Origin of the sequence: Paenibacillus roseus, from assembly GCF_016424485.1 — a bacterium.
Taxonomy (GTDB): domain Bacteria; phylum Bacillota; class Bacilli; order Paenibacillales; family Paenibacillaceae; genus Paenibacillus_D; species Paenibacillus_D roseus.
Genome location: NZ_JAELUP010000113.1, coordinates 1 through 19,017 on the forward strand (window position 1 = coordinate 1; position 19,017 = coordinate 19,017).

16 protein-coding genes are annotated in these 19,017 nt (G+C 50.4%); 2 read left to right on the plus strand and 14 right to left on the minus strand.

The annotated features are described in order from the left end of the window. The 11 genes from JFN88_RS22420 to JFN88_RS22470 all read right to left on the minus strand — a co-directional run. Window positions 1-4,234: hypothetical protein (locus JFN88_RS22420; protein ID WP_199021582.1), on the minus strand; the 4,234-nt coding region annotated here is incomplete at its 3' end. Window positions 4,235-4,405: 171 nt separating this feature from the next. After that, window positions 4,406-5,101, minus strand: a complete 696-nt coding sequence (locus JFN88_RS22425) for a queuosine precursor transporter (protein ID WP_199021583.1) — start codon at window positions 5,099-5,101, stop codon at window positions 4,406-4,408. Window positions 5,102-5,271: 170 nt separating this feature from the next. Continuing rightward, window positions 5,272-5,994 (minus strand): ABC transporter permease, encoded by a 723-nt coding sequence (locus JFN88_RS22430; RefSeq protein WP_233168327.1) that lies wholly within the window; start codon window positions 5,992-5,994, stop codon window positions 5,272-5,274. A 1-nt stretch (window position 5,995) separates the two neighbouring features. Further along, the gene (locus tag JFN88_RS22435; protein WP_199021584.1) at window positions 5,996-6,712 is read right to left on the minus strand and encodes an ABC transporter permease; all 717 of its coding nucleotides are present in this window, start codon (window positions 6,710-6,712) and stop codon (window positions 5,996-5,998) included. Further along, complete coding sequence (locus tag JFN88_RS22440) at window positions 6,712-7,629, minus strand: ABC transporter ATP-binding protein (protein ID WP_199021585.1); 918 nt, start codon at window positions 7,627-7,629, stop codon at window positions 6,712-6,714. The genes JFN88_RS22435 and JFN88_RS22440 overlap by 1 nt, the downstream gene beginning before the upstream one ends. Window positions 7,630-7,689: 60 nt before the next feature. Then, entirely contained in the window at window positions 7,690-9,069 is a 1,380-nt protein-coding gene (locus tag JFN88_RS22445; protein ID WP_199021586.1) for a HAMP domain-containing sensor histidine kinase, read from the minus strand. Beyond that, the gene (locus JFN88_RS22450) at window positions 9,066-9,731 is read right to left on the minus strand and encodes a response regulator transcription factor (RefSeq protein ID WP_199021587.1); all 666 of its coding nucleotides are present in this window, start codon (window positions 9,729-9,731) and stop codon (window positions 9,066-9,068) included. Before JFN88_RS22450 ends, JFN88_RS22445 begins: the two co-directional genes overlap by 4 nt. Before the next feature lie 44 nt (window positions 9,732-9,775). Next, the gene (locus JFN88_RS22455; protein ID WP_199021588.1) at window positions 9,776-10,147 is read right to left on the minus strand and encodes a hypothetical protein; all 372 of its coding nucleotides are present in this window, start codon (window positions 10,145-10,147) and stop codon (window positions 9,776-9,778) included. A gap of 163 nt (window positions 10,148-10,310) precedes the next feature. After that, complete coding sequence (pdaA, locus tag JFN88_RS22460) at window positions 10,311-11,108, minus strand: delta-lactam-biosynthetic de-N-acetylase (RefSeq protein ID WP_199021589.1); 798 nt, start codon at window positions 11,106-11,108, stop codon at window positions 10,311-10,313. Between the two features lie 95 nt (window positions 11,109-11,203). Then, complete coding sequence (locus tag JFN88_RS22465; RefSeq protein ID WP_199021590.1) at window positions 11,204-11,902, minus strand: Na-translocating system protein MpsC family protein; 699 nt, start codon at window positions 11,900-11,902, stop codon at window positions 11,204-11,206. An 83-nt stretch (window positions 11,903-11,985) separates the two neighbouring features. After that, on the minus strand, window positions 11,986-12,900 hold the full coding sequence (locus JFN88_RS22470; RefSeq protein WP_199021591.1) for an ATP-binding protein: 915 nt from the start codon (window positions 12,898-12,900) through the stop codon (window positions 11,986-11,988). Window positions 12,901-13,422: 522 nt separating this feature from the next. Between JFN88_RS22470 and add the strand changes: the two genes are divergently transcribed. Continuing rightward, complete coding sequence (gene add, locus JFN88_RS22475; protein ID WP_199021592.1) at window positions 13,423-14,457, plus strand: adenosine deaminase; 1,035 nt, start codon at window positions 13,423-13,425, stop codon at window positions 14,455-14,457. A 151-nt stretch (window positions 14,458-14,608) separates the two neighbouring features. On the opposite strand, the gene JFN88_RS22480 is transcribed toward add, so the two are convergent. Then, on the minus strand, window positions 14,609-14,788 hold the full coding sequence (locus tag JFN88_RS22480) for a hypothetical protein (protein WP_199021593.1): 180 nt from the start codon (window positions 14,786-14,788) through the stop codon (window positions 14,609-14,611). Between the two features lie 271 nt (window positions 14,789-15,059). Between JFN88_RS22480 and JFN88_RS22485 the strand changes: the two genes are divergently transcribed. Next, window positions 15,060-15,452: an SRPBCC family protein gene (locus JFN88_RS22485; protein ID WP_199021594.1), complete on the plus strand. Its 393-nt coding sequence runs from the start codon at window positions 15,060-15,062 to the stop codon at window positions 15,450-15,452. 258 nt (window positions 15,453-15,710) lie between these two features. On the opposite strand, the gene JFN88_RS22490 is transcribed toward JFN88_RS22485, so the two are convergent. Both JFN88_RS22490 and JFN88_RS22495 read right to left on the minus strand, forming a co-directional pair. After that, window positions 15,711-16,793, minus strand: coding sequence for a nitric oxide synthase oxygenase (locus tag JFN88_RS22490; RefSeq protein ID WP_199021595.1), 1,083 nt, complete (start codon window positions 16,791-16,793; stop codon window positions 15,711-15,713). Window positions 16,794-16,859: 66 nt separating this feature from the next. After that, on the minus strand, window positions 16,860-18,956 hold the full coding sequence (locus JFN88_RS22495; RefSeq protein WP_199021596.1) for a PAS domain-containing protein: 2,097 nt from the start codon (window positions 18,954-18,956) through the stop codon (window positions 16,860-16,862). Between the last annotated feature and the right edge of the window lie 61 nt (window positions 18,957-19,017).

Consider the following 19,017-nt stretch of genomic DNA (forward strand, 5'->3'; position numbering starts at 1 on the left):
TGTGGCTTTCCTCTATACTCTGCTCGGCCAGATGCTGGCCGGTCAATGTGCCTGCTTTGATATGCTCGCCATGCACCGCTTCAGCTGTCAATTTTTCAGACGTGATGGCTCCCGCTTGAATGTGGCTGCCTTGTATACTCTGCTCTTCCAGATGTCGGCCGGTCAACGTGCCTGATTTAACATGCTCGCCATGCACCGCTTCGGCTGTCAATTTCTCAGACGTGACGGCTCCGTCCGCAAGATGCTGCGGCCCCACGCTTTCTGCCTGCAATTGCTCCGAGCCTACCGTTCCCGACTGAAGCTTGACGCCTGGAATGGCGCCGTCCTGCCACGTATCAACCGAGAGTGCGTCATCTGCCAAATGTACGGAACGGATAGCCCCTGCCTGAATATGACGGCTCTGAACGGACTCCACGGCCAAATGCTTGCCCGTTAGTGTTCCTCTGGCGATATGATCGCTCTGGACCGCTCCAGGAAACAGCTTGCTCCCGGTTACTGAGCCGTCCTGAATGGCATCCGACCCAATAGCGGAAGCCGCAATATGAACGAAGCTGACCGATCCTTGGGCAATATGGCGGGCTGTAACCGACTGCGGCGCAAGATGCTCCGATGCAACCGCATCACCAGCGATTTTTTCACCGCTTACCGCACCATTCTGGATCGCTCCTTCAAAGACAGCTCCATCCGTCAAATGCTTGGCCCCGACCGTCTGCTCGGCCAGATGCTCATACTCTACGCTGTATGGTGTCAGATGGCGTCCGTCGACAGATCCAGCTGTAAGCTTGGCGCCCGTCACGCTGTCATCTGCCAGCTTGGATTCCGTAACTGCCCCGTCTGCCAGCGCCGATCTTGTCACTGCATCATTCGTTAAATGCTCGGCCCTTACCGTTTCTGCCGCAAGGTGTCGGGTTGTTACTGCTCCATCTGCCAGCTTTGAAGCCGTGACCGCTTCCTCTGCCAGCGCGTCTTCCGTTACAGCCCCTTGCACCAGATGCTCCGCCCTTACCGTCTCGGCCACCAGATGCCGGGTTGTTACTGCTCCATCTGCCAGCTTCGAGGCTGTAACCGCACTTTCCGCCAGCGCCAGCTCATCAACAGCGCCTTCGGCCAGATGATCGGTGCGAATGGACTCCGCCACAATATGCGATGAAATCACGGATTGCAGCGCAATCTTGCTCATGGTAACGGCTCCGGTGGACAAATGCGCAGCCCGCACCGATTCCAGAGCCAGCTGTTCTCCCCCTACAGAACCTGGCTCCAGTTGGTCTTGGCCTACTGTCCCCGCCTTCAGCTTTGTTCCGGGAAGCGATCCGTCCTGCCATCTGTCCACTGTGAATACCTCCGGGGACAGATGGGAAGGCGTGATGCTGCCCATACGGACATGACAGCCCTGAATCGTATCCGGCTTCAGATGCTTGCCGGTCACCGTTTCCGAGGCCAGATGCGCTCCTTGCACAGACTCTGCAGCCAGTTTAACGGATGTGACCGCCCCGTCTTGGAGCTTCTCGATTCCGACGGCGCTATCAGCCAGTTGCTCACTACCCACTGATGACGATGAGATATGGCGAGTCGTCACAGATTGTGCGGCAAGTTGCTCCGACGTGACCGCATCATGTGCCAGCTTCTCTGTATGAACTGCACCATCTGCCAAATGTTCCCCGCCAACCGCAGACAGGGCAATGTGCCGGGATGTCACGGACAGGGATGCAAGCTGTTCCGATGTGACCGCATCGTCCGCCAGCTTCTCTGTATAGACTGCACCATCTGCCAAATGTTCGCCGCCAACCGCAGACAGAGCGATGTGCCGGGATGTCACGGATATGGAGGCAAGTTGTTCCGATGTGACCGCATCGTCCGCCAGTTTCCCGGTAGTGACCGCTCCTTCCAGCAAATGCCGGTTGTCAATCGAGGTCTCGGCAATATGGCTGGATGTGATCGTCTGGGGAGCAATCTGCTTCGATGTAACCGCATGATCGGCCAGCTTGTCGGTAGTGATCGCTCCGCTCTGGATAGCGGCGGCAAACACTGCATTCTCCGCGAGGTGCTGTTCGGTTACGGCATCGGTTGCGATTTGTTCCGGCCCCACGCTGCCAGACGCTATGTGCCGCGTTGTAACCGAGCCGCTGGACAGCTTGCTTGTCGTTACACTTCCTTCACCAAGCTTCCCGGATGTGACGGCGAAGTCTGTCAGTTTGTCAGTCGAGACCGATTCCGGGGACAACTTCACCGAGTTGACGACGTAGTCGGCCAGATGATGCGGGAACACACTTCCCGCGGCAAGCTGCCGCTCTGTAATAGAGCCCGGAGCTAGCTTCTGGGTCGTTATCGCCTCCTGCTGAATCGCGCTGGCACTAATTGCTCCTTCTGTGATATGCCCTGCTTCAACAGCGCCTTTCTGAAGCTGCCGACGGCCAACAGCCTCCTCGGCGATCGCTTCCTGACCTACGGCGCCCTTGAGCAAGTGATGGGATCTGACCGCTGATGGGGCGATTTTATCGAAGGATATCGCGTCATCCACAATATGCCGGGGCATAATCACTTTATCGGCAAGCACCGGCGATGTCACACTGCCCGGGCTCAGCTTGCCGCGAACTACAGCCCCGTCAGCAAGCTGGGATGCGCCGACAGCGCCCGGACCGATATGCCCTTCTCTGACTGCGGCCGGAGCAATGGATGCGGACTCTACCGCTTCCTTATGGAGATGCCTGCTGCCTACCGAAGCGGATTTCAGATGTGCGCCTCCCACAGACTCCGAACTCAGATGCTCCTGCTTGATACTCCCGGAAGCCAGCTTATCTGCTGTTACGCTGCCGCTGCCGAGGTTGCGCTGCTGGACGGCATCGTCAGCGAGCTTGCTGGAACCCACGCTGTAATCGGACAGCTTCGAGGCAGTTACGGCATGGTCCGCCAGCTTGATTGTCGTCACGGACTGTTCAGCCAGCTTGCTAGACGTGACCGACTCATCCACAATATGACCGGCGTCAATCTGGCCGGAGCCAATATGAGTACCGTATAACGCACCCTCCTGCACGTGTCTGGCTCCGACGGAGCGGGGGGATAGAACTTCCGAGGTTACCGCGCCCTCTTTCAGTTCGCGGCTGCCTATCAGCCCAGCTGACATATGCTCGGGGCCGATGATGTCCGGAGCCAGATGACGCCTCTGTATGGCTGCTTCGGCGATATGGTCCGGTTGCAGCGATCCTTCCTGCACATGGGCGGAAGCAACGGCGCCCGGACTAATCTTCTCACTGGTGACCGATTCATTAGCCAGTTTGCCTGTCGTAATCGCAGCCTCTGCCAACTTCGAGCTGTCAATGCTCTCATTGGCCAAATTTTCGGTGCGGACGGCGCCGCTTCCTAACTGTGCAAATCCGATCGTTCCCTCTTCCAGCAGTTCCCCCGATATGCTGGAGAGGCTCAAATGCCTGGCTCCGATGGACCGCTCTATAATTTTGTCCGAGCTGATGCTGCGGTCCGCGAGCTTCTCCGGGCCGATGCTATTGTCCCGGATCTTTTCCCCGCCAATAGATAAATCCTGGATATTGCTGCCGGACACAGCTTGCGGAGCTATATGCTCCCCGTTCACGGAATTGGGAGCCAGCTTGGAGGCCGTGACGGATTGCTCAGCCAACTTCAGACTATTGACGGAAAAATCGACAAGGGCATCATTCCCCACACTGCTCTGTTGCAGATGCTCGGTTCCGACTGCCCTTCTTGACAGCTTCTCTGAAGTAACGGAGCCCGAAGCCAAATCGTCCGTATGGACGATTGGCATCACTCTTGTTCTTTCTGCGGCAGCTGCTTTGCGTTCATGGTATCGCTGTGCCCGTTCATCTTCGCTTAAATCGACGCCTTCAGCTTCTGCGGCAGCTTGATGATCCGGAAATTCCGCGGCTGCAGGGTTCTCGTGATCAGCTCCAGCTTCCTGGCTCACAGCTGGTGCTTGGTAGAAAGGATCTGCCGCTTCCGATACAGCTTCTATGCCTGTGGTCTGTCGCAAGTCTGTCGCAAAGTCCCTTGACTGAGGCCCCAACTCCCTCCGAGCCTCAGTTCCTGTCTCAATTGCCTCAGCAGTCGCGGCGTGAATGATAGCCCTGTCTTCAAAACGCTCCTTCACAGGCACTTTCGTTGTCGATTCTTCATCCAGCCATTCAAGCTCGGACGTTCTAGGATTATCTACATAGAAAAGCGGCCTGCGCCCTTTTCTGCTCTTGCTTCGCTTATTGGTTGCCATCGCTTTCTCCTTTTCCGTCTATTTTATTGTTAACATATGCATGCGAGGTTGGGCAGGTCACTATGAATTCGCATCGAATTCCAAGCGCTCAATTATTCAAAAAAAAGACCTCCGCCCCGCCGATAACCGGCAGAATGGAGGCCCTACGCATGTATGGGATTCGCTAATCGCTCAGGCAGCGCTTCGCTCATCTTCTGGATGATGGAAGCGGCGTGCAATATATAAAACCGGCGTCGAAGCGATGGAAATCACGAATTTGAAAACATACGTCGTTATAAGAATTTGCAGCCACACTTCCCAAGGATAGACCATTGCAAATGCAATGGTGCAGAAGACGAGCGAATCGACAAGCTGACTGAGCGTTGAACTGCCGTTCATTCGAATCCATAGCTGGTTGCGTGCGGGAAATTTTTTCTTCAAGTAGCTGAACAGCCGCACATCGAGCAGCTGGCTGACAAAATAAGCGGCCAGGCTGGCCAAAGCCAATCGCGGCAGCAGGCCGAAAATCGTCTCCATCGATTGCTGCGCCTGATCTCCCGGCTGAGGCTGGAACACCAGCGCCATCTGCATCATAATCGTGGATGCAATCAGCGAGAAAAATCCGAGCCACACAGCCTTGCGCGCATCTTTAGCCCCGTGCTTCTCATTGAGCAGATCGGTCGCCATGTAAATCGAAGCATAAATCGTATTGCCGAGTGTCGTGATGATCCCCACGACCTCAATCGTCTTGACTACCTGAATGTTCGCGATTACGGTAGCAAAGGCTACCCACGCATACAATCCGTTCTTGCCGAACAACCTGTAGCTCACAATAAACAAACCAAAATTGGCCAGCACGAACAGCAGGCCCCATAGCAAATTAAACATATCCTTCTCCCCTTAGTTTTGATAACGCGGGATGGTCTCGAACCGCGAACACAACAGGACGTCCCCACTCCTGACCTGACAGAAGGGGGACGTCCGCTATGATAATGCAATTACTTTACTATACTTTATGGAGGGACGCAAGAGTCGGAATTTAGGGACACCAGCCTTTATCAAATGGTTCTGCGTGTGAAATACAGCAAACCTCCTGCCAGGAAAACTGCAAAGCTGCCCAACACAACCGCTAACAAAGTATCCGTCGGCACCAGGAAAGTCCCTGCCCCGAGCCTGTCGGGCAGCATCGCCAGCACTGGCTGCGCCCACGGATAGAAGGGGCCGTAGTCATTCGAGTTCGCCACCAGCATATTAGGCAGGGTGAAGATGACATTCACGGAAAGCGGCGCAGCGAAGCTGGCCCATGCCGTTGAGACGGCAAGCTGGAGCGCTGCAAGCGGAAGACAGGCTGCCCACCCTGCTGCAACATGGAGGAGTACCGCTCCCCAAGGAAAGGGAGTCTCCACTCCTTCAATCATCCCGGCAGCAAGCAGGCTCACAACCGTCAATAGCTGAACAACCGCTAACAGACCCATGACCGCCAGCAGTTTGACCAGATAAACGCCTGACCGGTGAACAGGCATGGCAAGCAATTGCTTCCAGCCGCCATGAATATGTTCGTAACGGCATACGAAAGCGGAGAACACGCCGGTCAGCAGCGGCAGAAAGAGCAGCGCGTGCGTATAAAAAACTGTGGCTTGCAAAAACACCCATGGATCGACATCCGGCGTCATGCTTGCCGTTGCGCCGATTAAACCTGCCAGCAGTGGACTGAAGAACAGCAGCAACCAAACTTTGCTTCGCCGCAGCTTTAACCATTCGGATCGGATAATAGGCACCATTTTACCCCACATCCTTTCTGACAAAATGGATCGTTCCCAGCAAATAGAACACGGCTCCCGTCAACAAACCCGCCACCATGGAATACATCGGTTCCGCCCGTACCAGGAACGGCCATTTCCATGGCAGCCAATCCAGGCTGGATGGGCCATTGAGCACAAAAATAGAGACTACCAGTCCGGCGATGCCGATCGTAAGCGGAACCGCCTGATTGCTAATGGCGACCGATAGCCATACCTGAACAGCCAGATAGGGGAGAGCGCTCAGAAAGCTGCCGTACATGGCGATCAGCAGACTCTTCCACGGTAATGCCTCAAGCTCATGGCCAAGCAGAAGGCCAAGCAAGATCGTCCCGACCATGGCCAGCGTAGTGGAACCGAGCAGCAGCAATGCTGTCACCCCGAATTTGCCCAAATACAGCCTTGTTCTTCCGACAGGCAGCGCCACTGTCTGCTTCCAGGCATTCGTCTGATGCTCCAGCGAAGCAATCATGGACGAAATGATTGTCATCCCCATCAGAAGCGCGGGGACGAGCAAATTGCTGACGTTGATCATGAGATAGCCCCATGGGTCACTGGCGTATTGCTTCATCAGAAAATCAAAGCGCAAGCCATAATTAAGGGCCTGCAAAGCAATGACGCCCGTCGGGCCGATAACGACCAGAAACCACACCATCTTCCGCCGCAGCTTCAAAAATTCGGAGGCCAGAATGTTGCCCATCACAACTCCCCCTCTCCGCCTGTCATGTGCAGGAAGACGCTCTCCAGGGAATCACCCTGCTCTTCCACTCTGGAGACTTCCAACCCTTGCTGGACCAGCATTCTGACTATCGCGGCGATTCGCTTGTCGTCCCCTTGGGGCACATACAAGCTGCCGCCTGACAGCTCCGCCTTGAAGCCGTTGGCGTGGAGCAAACTCAAGGCCCGCTGCCGATCATCCAGGCCAATATGAATTTGTTGTTTGGAGCGTCCCTTCAGAACCTCCAATTGGTCTTGGAAGATCAGCTTTCCTTTGGTAACAATCCCGACCTCTGTTGCCATCTGGCCGACCTCGGACAGCAAATGGCTCGATAAGAGCACTGTCAGCCCGTATCGGGCCGGCATGCTGCGAATCAGTTCCCGGATTTCGATAATGCCCGAAGGGTCCAGGCCATTGGTCGGCTCGTCCAGAATGAGCAGTTCCGGCTCCCCGAGCAGTGCAGCCGCGATTCCCAGCCGCTGCTTCATCCCGAGCGAGTAGCCCTTGACCATCCGCTTGGCGTCCTTGGTCAATCGGACGATGGACAATACCTCATCAATTCTGGATTTCTTTACACCCGGCAGCAGCAGCCGAATCGTCTCCAGATTCTCAATGGCATTCAGATGCCCGTAGTAGGACGGGTATTCTACCAGCGATCCCACCTTGCGTAGCAGCGCAACTCGCTCTTTGCCGATGCTTTTCCCGAACAGTCGTACTTCCCCGCTGCTCGGCTTGGTAAGGCCGAGCAACATTCGGATCGTCGTCGTTTTGCCCGCCCCGTTCGGCCCCAGGAACCCGTAGATTTCACCTCTTTTTATTTTCAAATCGAGCTTGTCAACCACGTTTCGGCCGCCAATTGTTTTGGTCAGCCCTTTTGTTTCAATAACTATATCCGTCATCATTATTCACCTCAGTTACAATCCTACATAACTGAGGTTAAATCACTGTCCGGGAGAAGTTTAAATTTCGTTTAAAAAACGTTGGGCAATTTTTGCTCTCGTCCCTTCGGCCGTGCTCTCCAGCGCCCATTCCAGCTCCATATCCTTCAGCATGAGCGCCACAATGGACAGGCCGAGGCCGGCTCCCTTCCCTGCGGATTCACTTTCCACTCCCGGCCCCCGGTCCGCAATAGACAGCTCAAATCCCTGCTCCACAGCGCTCATAGTGACCGCGATATATTGGCCTGACGCAGCATGGTTAATGACATTCTGGAACAAATTATCCAGTACACGCTCCATCCATTGCGGATCAATCCGTGCATATATCGGTTCCTCGGCAAGCTCAAGCTCGAAATCGAATCCTTCCTGCTCAAATACAGGATACCAGTTGGCTGCGGCTCCCCTTACGAGGCGGACAATATCATGGCGTGCCGGGTTGAACGGATATTTGCCGGAGGACAGCAGCGTGTAAGAGAACAAGTTCTCAATAAGGCGGCCCAGATAGGCAACCTTGGCGTCAATCAACTTCAGAGATGCTTCCCCTTGCTCGCTCAGCCGCTCTTTGCCCAAGCGGTATGCATGGCCCTGGATCGTCGTCAACGGTGTCCTTAAATCATGCGACAGCGAAGCGACAAGTTGCCTGCGCAATGCTTCTTCCTCCTGCTCACGCTTGCGGGACGACTGGAGCTTGTCGATCATCTCGTTGAAGGCATACTCCAGATGGCCAATCTCATCCTGATTCGACACCTTGATCGGCGCAGGAATCCCGCTGTCCCCATGGCGGTTCATCGCCTGCTGGAGACGCAGCATCCGCTTGCGTATCCGATAGAAGAAGATGAAGGATACTGCCAGAAATCCCGTCACAAAGATCAGTGTGGTAAGAACACTGACAAAGCCGTAGTTATACCAGTACGGCGCTTTGATCTCTTTCAGGATATCCCTTGGCACCTGCAGTACCATGAATCCCTGATTCGGATCTTGTCCGATAAACGCCACGGTTGTAAAAGGATCGGCCGAATACGTGTTTTTCATAAACTGAATCGCTTCCGCCGCTGTCCAACTCTCCGGGTAATTGTGGCTGATATGCAGCTGTAGCTGCTTCTTGCCGGCAGCATCCACCCACATGACGCCAGCTCCCCGATAAGCCTGCTGCAGTTCCCTCAGCCGCTTCTCAATGTCTGCCTGCGATGCTCCACTTAGCTGGCGGGCCTCTGTGTGCCACTGCTGCTCCAGATCGCTGCCGTTTGTATAGCCAAACTCCGGCTCCTTTTCAAGCTGAAATAAGCTTGGCACATTAAAAAATAACAAGGAAGAAATGATAAAGCATACCGGCAGCCAGACGATTCCCACCAGAATAATGACGATATACTTTTTCAACAGCGAATTTTTAATCTTTTTCATTGTTTTACCCGATAGCCGATCCCGCGGATCGTTTCAATAATGACAGGGGCACTGGGGTCGACTTCAATTTTCTCGCGCAAATAGCGAATATGAACCATAAGGGTCTTATCCCCATCAAAGAAGGGTTCCCCCCATACCGATTCATAGATTTGCTCCTTGGTCAAAATCCGGTTCGGGTTTTTCAAAAAATACACCATGATCTGATATTGTTTGCCAGTCAGAACAATTTCCTCCCCGGTCCGGGTATCTGTAATCCGGTAATCGGGGAGTTCAATACTCAAGTGGTTCTTTGTAATTTGCCTGGTAAGTCCGTAGCGGCGAAGCAGCACCTCAATCCGCGCCGCCAATTCATCCGGATGAAACGGCTTGGTCAAATAATCATCTGCGAACTGAAGACCAAGCAGCTTGTCATCGACCGACGTACGTGCCGACAGCATCAAAATTGGAGTTTGCGGAGCTTCCTTTTTCAGCCGCCGCCCGATTGTAAAGCCATCAAGCCCAGGAAGCATAATATCCAGAATGACCAGATCGGCATTGCTCACATACTGTGTAGCTCCTTCCCCCGACTGCAGCCATTTTACCTCAAAGCCACGGCTCTCCAGATCCTCTTTGACCCAGCTGCCGTTGTCCAAATCGTCTTCAATATATAAAATGCGCCTCATATGCTCACCATCTCTCGATCTGAAAATCAATGATATGGATGATATTATAATGGATTATAAGGGAAGTTTCCTCTTTTGGTTTTGGTCCGCATATATGCCCGAATACTGGGGGAGAACAATAGAATCATACTGGAAATGGCATAGAAGGAGAGAATTCCGAGCGTGGCGGCAGGGTATGGCAGATTCATGGGAAGTATGCCTGCCAGACCAAGCAGACCGACTGCGACTGTTATCAGCATAAGTCCTGCCAAGATAAATTTCGCCCAGACAAAACCCGAATAAAGCAGGAGCAGCAGCGCGCAATGTATGATAAAGGATACGATTTGGCCTGACAGAAATAACGCAGCGAATTGATAGATCAGCAATATTGCAATCACACCTGACAACAACAGCTTCCCTTGGCGTATAGATGACATGCCTTCCTTCCTCCCTTTCCTACAGCATATATGGTTACGGTATACATTTAATTATAACCAAGGTTGAAATCATCTTCCAATCAGATGCAAGCAAAAACAAGCCGATATATGCTTTTTAGCACATACGTCGACTTGCTTGTTGAAATGCCTATCCCATCGCTCACTACAGACTTTCTATCGGCTTTAGAGGGTTCAGGTCGTCTAGGCTTCTAAACTCGTAGCCCCGCTGCCTCGCAGCATCAATAATGGCCCCTAGCGCCTCGGTGTTATCCCGTGAGACCGAATGGAGAAGCAGGACTGCGCCAGGGTGAAGCTGTTTCGTCACATGATCATATGCATATTGTCTGCCTCTTTGCTGCTTGGTATCCCAATCCTTGTAAGCAATGGACCAGAATACGTTCGTGTATCCCATCTCATGGCTTACCTTGAGAGTATGCTCGCTAAAAATCCCTCGCGGCGGTCGCAAATACCTCATGCCTGGCTTTCCTGTCACCTGCTCCACCGCCAGCTTTACTTTATCCAGTTCTTGCCGAATTTGCTCCGTAGAAATCTGAGTCATATCGGGATGGCTCCAGGAATGGTTGCCGATAATATGGCCTTCTGCCGCCATTCGTTTCAAGAGCTCCGGCTGATCCTTAATATAATGGCCTGTCACGAAGAAGGCTGCCGGTACTTTTTTTTGCTTCAGCACATCGAGGATTTGGCCGGTGTAGCCGTTCTCATACCCGTTATCGAAGGTCAAATATAAGGATCGGTCTGTACTGTTCCCCAAAAAAATACCGCCATGTCTCTCCAAAATTTCCTTGAACCCTTCCTCGTTGATGGAGGCCGCTTTGCCGTTCACACTCTTCTTGAAGCCGAAATGGAATGGTCGGGATGCCGCATCCGCCGCCGCGGGCGAAAAATGAAGCGCGAGCAGGAAGAACACCCCCAGAAGCGCTCGGCTGCGTTGACTAAACAATGAAGTTACCCCCTTAGCTTTCGATAAGGGGTATTATGCCGCATTCGATGTAATTCCATCCAAAGAAATCGATTTTATCCTTGACCATACGATATCTATTTATTGCCGGTTATAAGCAAAGTAACACTTTTGTCCAGATTGAAATTCCAGTCTACAAAGGAATCCTGAACACGCTTGTTCAGGATGCTGTCAAGGATGTTGTTATTGTGCAGAAAACTTTTTTCCAGATTTCTCTTGGCTCGCTTTAACAGCTCTCCTTGTCCGAGCCGGATCAACTCTTTTTCCAAATGAACCAGAATGCCCTTGCGGATGATAACCAGCATTCTCGGGTTCATTTCGAAGGATACAATCTCATCCGGGATGCGCTGTGTTTGCTGGCTCAAGGTATCCATTTCACGCTCCAACTGTTGCTTGCCTGGATAATCCGTATCTACGGGCGCCCCTTTCATTACGGAGCCCTCGCATATGCCCAGCAGCATCATCGTCTTGCTATGCAAGTTCCAATCGTAATAAAACTCCTTGAGTTTGATGCCTGTCAAAGCTTCCACATAGCTTGAAATCTCGGGAATAATCATTTGCAACAGCTTCTCACGTATCTGATGGATAATCGTTTCATGATTTTGCTCCAGCAGCACTCTTTCCGATGGGGTTACAAAATTGCGCAAATAAATTGATATTACATTAGATCCAATCGATACAAATACCGATTCCGGACCTTTGCCAAAGTGGTCGCGAAGCATTTTCCCCGTGTAGCTGGCTATTAATTGCTGATGTTGGTTTATTTGTTGACTCATAGGATTTGACTCGTCCATAACTTTCTCCTGTCTATGTCTGAATGCTACTGCCGGGCTGCGCTATGACAAGTCCTGTTATCCCCCTATCTAAGAAATATCGGCAATTTTACGGTCACAGTAGTACCGCCTTGTCCGTTATTTTGAAAGTCGAGCACGCCCTTATGCTCGGAAACAATTCGATTACAAATCATAATGCCTAAACCCGTTCCCTGCTCCTTCGTCGTGTAGAACGGCTCACCCAATCTTTCCAGCATCTCCGTTCTGATTCCTCCGCCCTGATCTGTAATCTGGACCTTTGCCCATTGATTGGAACTAGTAAGATGAATATCAATTCCGCCTCCATCATCCATTGACTCGATCGCATTCTTAATTAAATTGATAAAAACCTGTTTAAGCTTATTCTCCTCACCTTGCACCACAAATACATCGTCTTCTACTTCTTGTCCGATCTTTAACTCAACATTATATAAGTTGGCCTGAGCATTCAGGAGCAAAACCACATTATTCAGCAGAGAATCGAGTCGAACCCTCTCGAGTGTAGTCGGCTTCGGAACCGCCAATTCCAGCAACTCACTGACAATCCCGTTAATACGGTCAATCTCTGTGAGCATAAGGTCAGTATACTGTGGGTTTTTCCCTCTCCCCAGTTGAATAAATCCTTTCAAGCTGGTAAGCGGATTCCTGATTTCATGCGCGATTCCGGCTGCAAGCGTACCTGCCAGTGTCAGCTTTTCTGTCTCCTCCAGTCGCCCTTGCAGCTTTCTATTATTTTCATGAATAGCATGTTGTTCAGCCTCGTTAAATTCTGAGAGCCTTTTTCCATAAATATGGTGCATTATTCCGATCACGACAAGCCCCGAAGATAGGCAAAATCCCCAGAGCGCAATCTGCCATGTACTGTCCAGTATGTATAATATAAATTGATTGGCCAGCACAATCCCAACCCCCAGTGAGACGGCTAAAGATATGGGGAGTTGAAAAATCTGTTTAAAACACATTCCCTTTTCCCCCAACTTTTCAAAAAAATGTAATAAATAAAAAGCCTAACTGCTCTTGTAAGAGTAGTTAGGCCATGCAGTGACTTGGATTCCGAAAGAATCTTTCACTCATTTACCTGTAATACAATCTTAAAGGTTCAACCCTATATAAGCTGAACGAATGACTTACGAGCAAGACTGCCGCGTGTGAGGTTCTTTCGATTGGTTCTCCATAATGATACACGCAGGCCCTCCCACTCTCATTGTTCTTGTTCAATTTATATAGCTAAAATTATGTATTCGTGGTGTTGATTTAGATGAACCAGCAGCAAGACGGTATTGCACTGCAATATATCATTCGGCATATATCCGCTCCCAGTCGACCCCATTATATCACATGGTCATTCACAAAAAAAGCTATAATGATGCTCCGCAGCAAAAGATTAGTTTACTGGATTTGACATTTCTTCTACGTATCCGTTATGTTGTGTATAAAACTATCTCATCAGTAGAGGGGAACGAACGTATTTGAGCAACTCCCACATGATCAGAAAACTGCAGAAAATGCCGAAGACGGAACTTCATATGCATTTGGACGGCTCTGTACAACCATCGACCCTACTGCAACTCGCTGCCCGCAGCGGTCAGCCTTTGGAGTTCCAGGAACCAAACGAATTGCTGCCTTGCATGCAAGTTGAGGAGGATTGCCGAAACTTAAAGGAGTACTTGGAAAAGTTTGATTTCGTTCTGCCTTACCTGCAATCTGCTGAAGCGTTGGAGCAGGTCGCCTATGAAGCCGTCTTCCAGTGTGCGGAGCAGGGCTGCCTGTACACGGAGGTGCGGTTCGCCCCACAACTCCACATTCTCAAAGGCCTCTCCGTGAGCGATGTTATCGCTCACGTGCTGTCTGGCTTGCATAAAGCCAACACGGAGCTAGGGATTCTAGCACAAGGAATTGCTATCTGCATGCGCCATCACAACGAGACGCAGAACTTGGAGACTGTAGAAGCTGCTGCCGCATTTCTTGGCAGAGGGTTGGCTGCAGTGGATCTTGCCGGAGATGAGGCCTCCTTCCCCGCGAGCAATTTTCGCTCTGTGTTTGCCCGAGCTCGCGAGTTAGGACTGCCGACCACGATACACGCAGGGGAAGCTGCCGGAGCTGATAATATACGTGAAGCTGTCTATGGTCTTCACGCCTTGCGAATCGGACATGGAATCCGGCTGCAGGAATCGTCGGAGTTGGCTCTAGCTATCCTTGAGCTTGGTGTGCCGCTCGAGATGTGTCCGACAAGCAACATCCAGACTAAAGCTGTCCCCGACTGGGAATCCTACCCGATTCGGGATTACTTCTCTCAGGGTATCAAGGTTACGATCAACACCGACAATCCGACCGTATCCAACACCACATTGACCCGTGAATATGAGCAACTGCATCAGCGCTTCGGCTTTACTTGGGAGGAACTTAAACAAATCTCCCTCAATGGCGCAGCGGCGGCATTTCTGCCTGATGACGAGAAGCAGCTTCTGAAAGAGAAGATGCTTGAGCGATTCAGAGAACTGGAAGCTGAGGAAGAGTGATTGAACAACGCTATATGCACTGGGAAATCTTAACCGCTTTTCCCGTCGGAGACGAACAACGTTTTGTTTGCACAGAAATAATCAACAGGGGTGGAGCGAGCTCGCTTCACCCCTGTTGATTCGTCCAAATTTCCCTTCAATTCGGCACAACTTAATATTCCTTGTGGCTTAGAAATTCATTAGGAACATCATCTTCATGTTCGGGATTGTTATTTTTATATTGGCTTTTTCGGCCCTTTCCGAACTCGCCGCCGTGGACATTTGATGTACTCTGGCCGTTGTTGTCGCTTCCTTGATCGTGATTGCGGTCTTCATTTTCATTATTCGGCACTGATAATCCCCTCCTTCTGATCACTTATTTTTTGAAGGCTGGGAAGAATTTATTCGGGGGTCGTACGGCTAAACGAATTTTTTAAATTGATTATGTTTGTTAAGCCATCATCCACTTTGTCAAACCCCAATATCCATCAGAACAGCAACTAAGTTTGTGATATATTGAGTGGAAATTAATCTCACCTTTGGTTGGTTAGCGATACTTCTATTTTACCAAGAAGGCTTCTTTTTGATTACCTCAAAAGTCTAAAAGATAGCGGAGGTATTTAATGGTCACCATTAAAATAAAGACCTTAATTGAGTCCAGAATTGAAACTTGTTTTGACATTGCATGTGATCTGGATTTGCACAGTCAAACCGTTTGGAAGTGGACGAACGAAAAAGTAATAAGCCCCAGAATAAAAATAAAAAAGGGTGACACTGTAACATTTAGGGCCGTTCATTTTCTTATTCCTCAAAATTTTACATCGAAGGTAATCGAATATGAATGGCCTTTTCACCTAGTCGATCAAATGACAAAAGGTGCTTTTAAAAGCTTTAAACATATTCATGAATTTCAATCGACCGGCAACAGCACAATCATGACAGACACAATCATATTTGAAGCACCCTTCGGTATTATCGGGAAAATAGCGGAGGCAATGAATCCCTTACTCAAGTAACAGTTTATTTATATGGATTCTTCGCATCGCTCCAGCCTTTCTTACGTAACCCTGTCCGGATTGTACCGCGCGCTGGGTTAACGGCGAGTAAACTCCATTCAACTCCATATCGCGCCTCTGCCGCGCTGTAAACTGGATGTAATGCTGAAATTTTGCACTCCGCTACAACAAATCGTCCTATCCTTGAAGGGCTTCCTCGATCTATGTTCTCAGCCATCTCTGGTCAGCAAGCAACTCCAGAGAAACATTGAACACCCTTTAATAAGGGCTGGCTTGGCCCAAAAAGTTCGGGCTGACTTCCCTGTCCTGGTAGGACGAATGAAAAATATGCGTCGTTGCCGGGGAAAGCGGCGGAATAAGCCAGGACCAACGCCCTGTAACTTCACGCCCGTGGGCGGCTTCCTTCTCTTCGAAACGCTTAAATTGAGAAGCTGCCGTATGATGGTCAACGATCGTAACGCCATGCTTCTTATACGAATCCAAAACCGCCACATTTAACTCGACTAATGCACGATCCTTCCAAAGCGTGGAATGATGATGAGTGTCCAGTCCCATCGCCTCGGCAACTTTAGGCAGCATATTGTACCGTTCTATATCCGCCAAATTGCGCGCCCCGATCTCGGTTCCCATATACCAGCCGTTAAAAGGGGCTGCCGTATACTGGATACCGCCAATTTCCAGCTTCATATCGGAAACGATTGGCACCCCGTACCATTGCAAGCCCAACTGATCCAGCGCCGGAAGATCCGAGTGTGTGATCGGCACTTCCACGACCAGCTCCTGAGGAAGCTGGAACCATTGCGGCTCAGCACTGCCCACCTGGATAACCAGTGGGAGCAAATCATAAGTAGTGCCCGCCCCTTCCCATCCAAGGCGTTGACATTCCTTCGTAAAGGCAACGGAAGCCGGGTCGCCGACAATTTCCTGCCCGGATTCATATCCGGCATACCGAATAAGCTGATGATTCCATATGCGAATGGACGGCTCGTCTATTGCTGGCCTGAAAACGGTGATTGTCGGCCGAATACGCCCGCCATTTGTCGCCCAATCGATATGGCGAAACAGCGCAGCAGCCACGGCTGCTGCGCTGCCCGCCTCCCGCTCATCGAATACATGCAGCGACTCCCAAAACAACCGTCCAATGCAGCGGTTGCTGTTGCGCCAGGCCATCCGCGCGCCATGCTTCAGTTCTTCCATTGTATGTACATAGTAGCCTGCCGAAGCAATTGCAGCTTCAATCTCCTGAAGCCGACTGTCAGTTTGCAGCTTTGACTTCCCCAACTCCTGGTAACAAGCTATTATGAATGCTTCTGCCTGATTAAAAAGTGACTGCCTGTCCATACCGTGCCCCTTATTTTTTCTAAGTATTTTTATTATATATCAGGAGGGGGGTGAAGCCAAATATTCTTATATCGAAGGAAGAATGATAGAAATTGTGGTGCCCTTATTTTCTTGACTGGTGATAAGCATTTTGCCCTTGTGGCCTTCAATAATATTGAAGCTGACCATCATGCCGAGTCCGGTTCCCTTCTCTTTGGTCGTAAAGAATGGTTCGCCAAGACGCTGAAGCTTGTCCGTTGGGATTCCGCAGCCCTCATCTCGAATTTGAATATTGATGGATTGATCGCCTAAGCGCTTCATTGTGACACAGATGCTTCCCCCGTCAGGCATGGATTCAATCGCATTTTTGAGCAAATTGATAAACACCTGCTTGAGCTGGTTCTCCACGCAATTAACGAGCGGCAGCGTCTCCTCCAGCTCCGTCAAAATATGCACCTGGTTCATAATTGCCTGTGTATCTATTAACAGTAGTACATCATTCAAAATGAGCAGCAGATTTTGCGGCTGAAAATTGATAATTTTCGGCTTGGAGAGCAGCAGGAGCTCATTAATAATATGCTCGATTCGCGTAAATTCGGAGAGCATGATCGAGATATATTTTTCATTGCCTCCCTGCGCTTTCATTAGTTGAACAAAACCTTTCAGCGCTGTAAGCGGGTTGCGAATCTCATGGGCAATGCCCGCCGCAAGTTCTCCTACGGCTGAGAGCATTTCCGATTTGCGGAGCAGTTCCTCCGTCTTTTTATGCTCCGTGATGTCCTCGGACATTTTTAAATAATGAATAATTTCGCCATCCTTATTCTTGATCGGTAGAATGGAGCAGCTTTCCCAATACCATTCGTCCCCTTGCTTTCGACGGTTTTTCAGATCACCGGACCATTCTTTCCCGTTCTGTATGGCATGGAGAATCTCAGTGACCTGGCTGAGGGATGCCGTGTTCTCGGTCAAATAATCTTTTACATTGCGGAAGAGTACATCTTGAATTTCATGGCCGGTCTTTTTCGTAAATGCCGGGTTGATATACTCTATCGTGCCATGAATATTCATGATCATTATCATGCTCGGGCTTTGCTCAATTGCGTAAGAGAGCTTTTCCAGTTCCTTGCCTGCTTGCTTCAGCTCCGTGATATCAACAAAAGTCAGAACTGTCCCACGGATGAAATTCTCCATCGTCCGGTAAGGTAGAATTCTCATGCTGTACCATCGGTTCCCTGTGCTCTGAATTTCGCGTTCAATCGTTTTGGAGGTGGAAAGCACCTGTTCAATATCCTCGAACAACGCCTGATATTTAAGTTGATTGGTAATGTGATGAATGGGACGGCCAATATCTACATTTATCAGGTGGAACAGTTTGGTCGCCGAGGGCGTGAATCGACGGATACGCATGTCTGTGTCCAGAAATAAGGTACCGATTTTGGTGCTGAAAAGGAAATTGTCCATATCATTATTCAGCTCAGTCAGTTCATGATTTTTCCGCTGAAGTTCGAGATTGACATTGAGCAGTTCCTCATTGGCAGCCTGAAGCTGCTCATTACTGCTCTGGAGCTCTTGGTTATAATTCAGCAGTTCCTCATTGGCGGATTCCAGCTCTTCGATGATGTCTTGCGACTTCGTCTGGAGCAATTGGAGTTCTTTCTCCAGCTCTCTTGTCCTGGGGCTGGCCTTGCGGTAGAAATCCCGATCTGTACTTGCAAGATCTGATTCGGATTCCACCTCGAAAAAGATTGCGATCAGCCCTGATTCATTTCTGTTAGAAACCGGCTGAATGGTAACATGCAGCAGCGAATTTTCCCGTCCGTCCTCCGGATTGAAATTATGAAATACTACCTTGGCATTTTCCTTTCTGGCGCGTTGCAATGCTGTTTGCATTACAAGAGATAATTGCGGCGAAAGCATTTTGAACAAATTAAAGCTGATTTTCCCCTTTGGCATGCTCAGAAAATGACTCACATGACCGGAAGTATGTACAATGTCATTTTGCATATTTACAAGAATGCAAGGCGGCAAATACTCATCGATTAACGACCCATACAATGAATCATCCTTTTTTAGCATTTCCGATGGCTTCAAGTGCATACTGTCCAACAGCGGGGCAGACATACTGTTGTCCATGACGCCCCCCTCCGTGGAGGGGCCGGAAAATTTGATTGGTTCTGCGGACATATTGGTTGTACCTCCTTGCATCTGCTTTCTGAAAAAAACCACATCGTCTATCCGTGGTTCT